The 3,308-nt window shown below is 68.0% G+C and carries 3 protein-coding genes and 2 pseudogenes; 1 reads left to right on the top strand and 4 read right to left on the bottom strand.

Annotation, left to right across the window (positions count from 1 at the left end):
- Positions 1-97 precede the first annotated feature (97 nt).
- Positions 98-423: pseudogene (locus ACWD0Y_RS36420) on the bottom strand (transposase); the annotation flags it as partial.
- Positions 424-594: 171 nt separating this feature from the next.
- Complete coding sequence (locus ACWD0Y_RS36415) at positions 595-1,581, bottom strand: ABC transporter permease (protein WP_450264538.1); 987 nt, start codon at positions 1,579-1,581, stop codon at positions 595-597.
- A gap of 104 nt (positions 1,582-1,685) precedes the next feature.
- Between ACWD0Y_RS36415 and ACWD0Y_RS36410 the strand changes: the two genes are divergently transcribed.
- Positions 1,686-2,309: a TetR/AcrR family transcriptional regulator gene (locus ACWD0Y_RS36410; protein ID WP_450264537.1), complete on the top strand. Its 624-nt coding sequence runs from the start codon at positions 1,686-1,688 to the stop codon at positions 2,307-2,309.
- 121 nt (positions 2,310-2,430) lie between these two features.
- Here ACWD0Y_RS36410 and ACWD0Y_RS36405 read toward each other — a convergent pair whose 3' ends face one another.
- A complete protein-coding gene (locus ACWD0Y_RS36405; protein WP_450264536.1) occupies positions 2,431-3,147 on the bottom strand; it encodes an IS6 family transposase in 717 nt (238 codons plus the stop codon).
- 71 nt (positions 3,148-3,218) lie between these two features.
- Positions 3,219-3,308, bottom strand: a pseudogene (locus tag ACWD0Y_RS36400) (IS5-like element ISMra2 family transposase); the annotation flags it as partial.

Genomic DNA, 3,308 nt, shown 5'->3' with positions numbered 1-3,308 from the left:
CGCTACGAGAAACGCGCCTACATCTACCTCGGCACCGTCACCCTCGCAGCCCTCATCATCTGGCTCCGAACATGATCCGAGAAACAGTGCCTAGGCCGCCCGGCGCAGGATCTCCCGCTCGAGTTCCCACTCCTTCTCGGCCTTGCGCAACCGGCCGAGTTCGGCCCGGAGCCTCACCAGTTCCTCGTCCCGATCCTCTGCCGCCTTCTCACCACGGACCTGCCCACGGCCGGCGGCCTCGTCGGCCTGCCGGACCCAACTGCGCAGCGTCTCGCCGGTCACCCCGCCGTCCGCGGCGACAGCGGCATACGTCCGCTTCCCACCCCTCGCGCGGTACAAAGCCACCGCGTCGTTCCTGAACTCCACCGGATATGGAGACTTCCGTCCCCCCAGGACACCCTTCCTCGGACCTACAAGATCCATTATCAGAGTGTCCACACCACGGGAGTCACCTCAGTTCATGGCTGTCCCCCTTCCGGTGGTGGCTGGCTCTTGGGATGCGAAGATGTGCGGCCGGTCAGCGTCCGCGGACCGTCGGCCCTGGTCGGCGGCCGTGGTCGTGGTGATCCGCCAGCGCCCACGGCCAGGCCGGCTTCAGACGGGGCTTGCCGCAGGCCGCAGCTCGGCGTTGGAGTCGGGCCAGCCGGTGGCGTGGCGGCGCTTGACCAGCGCGCCGAGCCAGATCAGGGACAGCCCCAGCAGGCCCCAGATGCCGAGGGTGACCAGAGGTCCGCCGACGGCGTTGCCGTCGAAGTAGGAGACCGAGCGGAGCAGCTGGCCACCGGCGCCGGGCGGCAGCCACTGGCCGAGAGTGGCGGCCGGTTCGGGCAGGAGCTGTGGGGCGGTGGAAACGCCGGAGAACGGGTTGCCGAGCAGCATCAGCAGTAGCGCGCCCAGGCCGATTCCGCCGGTGCCGAGCAGCGCAGCCAGGCCTGCGACCGTCGCGCCGCCGGCCAGGGCAACGAGGGCAAAGGCGCCGGCCTCGGCCCACCAGTCACCGGCCAGCGCGCCGAGCCAGCTGTGCGCGATGCCGGCGGCGACGAGCCCGATCGCGGTGGCGGTACCGAGGACGGCGGTCGCAGCGCGGGTGCCGCGCAGGCCGAGTGCGGTGACGGCACCGCCCATGGCGATTCCGGCCAACGCCATGGGCAGCACGCTGGCGTTGAGCGCGGTGCCGCGTGGGTCCTGCTCGGGCAGCGCGACGACATCCTTCGTCGGCATGGGCCGACTGCCTTGTTCTCCGACGGCATCGGTGAGCAACTGCGCCACGGCCGGGCTGGCGGCGGAGGCGGTCAGCAGCTGCGGGCCCTGCTGGGTGACCACGACGGCGCCGTAGATCTCGCGCTCTTCGATGGCGGTGCGGGCGGCGGCTTCGTCCGCGTAGGTGTGCACCTCGAAGGCGCCGTCGCGCTGCTCCATCTGCGTCTTGACCGGTGCGGTGGCCTGGGCGGGCCCGGCGACGCCGAGTGGCAGGTCGCGTGGTTCGAGGCGGGCGTTTGGCCACAGGAACGCCCACAGGGCGAACGCGATCACGGTGGGGACCAGAAGGACGACGGTGATCATGTTGCGTCCGTGTGACATGGGATGCCTCGCTCAACAGAGAAGGATCGTTCGTTTTATGATTCTCACTCTGAGACGGGTTGGAGTTGCTTGTCAAGAAGGAACGCTCGTTTTAACGTGGCGACATGGCACGTGTATCCCAAGCGCACCTCGACGCCCGGCGGCAGCAGATCATCGCCGGCGCCCGCCGCTGCTTCACCCGCAACGGCTTCCACGCCACGTCCATGCAGGACGTCTTCAAGGAAGCGGATCTGTCGGCCGGCGCCGTCTACCGCTACTTCGACAGCAAAGAGGAACTGATCCAGGCGGTAGCCGTCGAGGCGTTCACCTCGATGCGCGATGCCTTCGCCAGCGCCACCCAGGAGACCTCGATACGCCCGCTCGACGAGGTGCTCAGCGGCGTGTTCAGCCGCGTGCTGGAAGAGCAGGCGCACCGGGCAGGCGCCGAGAGTACCGGCGCCTTCGCCGAGCTGATCCTGCAGGTGTGGGGCGAATGTTTGCGCAGCAAACCGCTCGCCATCACCCTCCGGCGGGGATACGAGGACATGCATGTGGTGTGGAGCGAGCTGGTCCGGGCCTACCGGGACGCAGGCCAGCTGCCCGCCAACGTCCCCACCGACCACGTCGTGCGCACCCTGATGGCCCTGGTGCAGGGATACATCGTCCAGCAGGCACTGTTCGGCGACGCCAGCAGCGAGATGCTGCGCAACGGGCTGCACACCCTGATGGCGGCGAACGCCGACACCTAGTACTGCAATCACAGTTAAGGAGTGTGTCCGCGTTGTCTGTAGTGACGGCGTTGTCACGTTGTTGAGTGTGTGAGTGCCTGACGGTGTGTCGGGTGGGGTGAGGCCGAGTGGCAGTTTTGGGTCAGGCCGCGGCAGGTGGGGCGATGGCGCCGGTGATCTGGTTCCAGATGGCGAAACGGATGGTCATCTCGGCTCGGTAGCGGGCGGCGGCCATCAGGTGGCGCCGGGGTCGGAAGTGGGGTGAAATCCCGCTGAACGCGGACAGGAACTGCTGGGCGGTCCCGACGCTGCGGAAGCCTTTCATCGCGCGTTCGCGCTGCCGGGTGGGCTGGTGACTGTTCTCGGCCCGGTTGTTCAGACCCTTGTGGGCACGGTGCTCGACCGACGGCATGACCTCACGGTGGGCCGCCCCGTAGGAGTGGAGCTTGTCGGTGACCACCACCCGCGGCACCGAACACGTCTTCTTCAGCAGGCGACGGAAGAACCGCCTGGCCGCGGCGGTGTCCCGGCGGTCCTGCATGAGAACGTCCAGCACCATCCCATCCTGGTCGACAGCCCGCCACAGGTACTTCTGCTCTCCGTTGACCTTGATGAAGACCTCGTCCAGGTGCCACTTGTCCCCGGGCCGGGGCCGCCGGCGCAGGCCGTTGGCGTAGCCCTGCCCGAACTTCGCGCACCAGCGCCGGACCGTCTCGTGGGAGACGACCACGCCACGTTCGAGCATCAGCTCCTCCACCTCGCGGAAGCTGAGCGGAAAGCGGAAGTACAGCCACACGCAGTGCGCGATGATCTCGACCGGGTACCGGTGCCCCTTGTACGACGGCGGTGCGCTGTCCACGGACGACTCCTCCCAGCACGACCAACCAGAAAATCATCCCACCCGGTCAGCCAACGTGACAGCGCCGTGCCGAGGTAGATGTAGGCGCGTTTCTCGTAGCGGGTGGCGACGGCGCGGAAGCCCTTCAGGCGGTTGATGGCTCGTTCGACGGTGTTGCGCTT

The organism is Streptomyces altiplanensis (assembly GCF_053591575.1).
The sequence above is the reverse complement of the archived record's forward strand: the minus strand, read 5'-3'. Positions and strand labels throughout refer to the sequence as shown.

Coding starts and splice junctions, on each gene's coding strand:
- ACWD0Y_RS36415 (WP_450264538.1), bottom strand. CDS start 1,581: ATGTCACACGGACGCAACATGATCACCGTCGTCCTTCTGGTCCCCACC.
- ACWD0Y_RS36410 (WP_450264537.1), top strand. CDS start 1,686: ATGGCACGTGTATCCCAAGCGCACCTCGACGCCCGGCGGCAGCAGATC.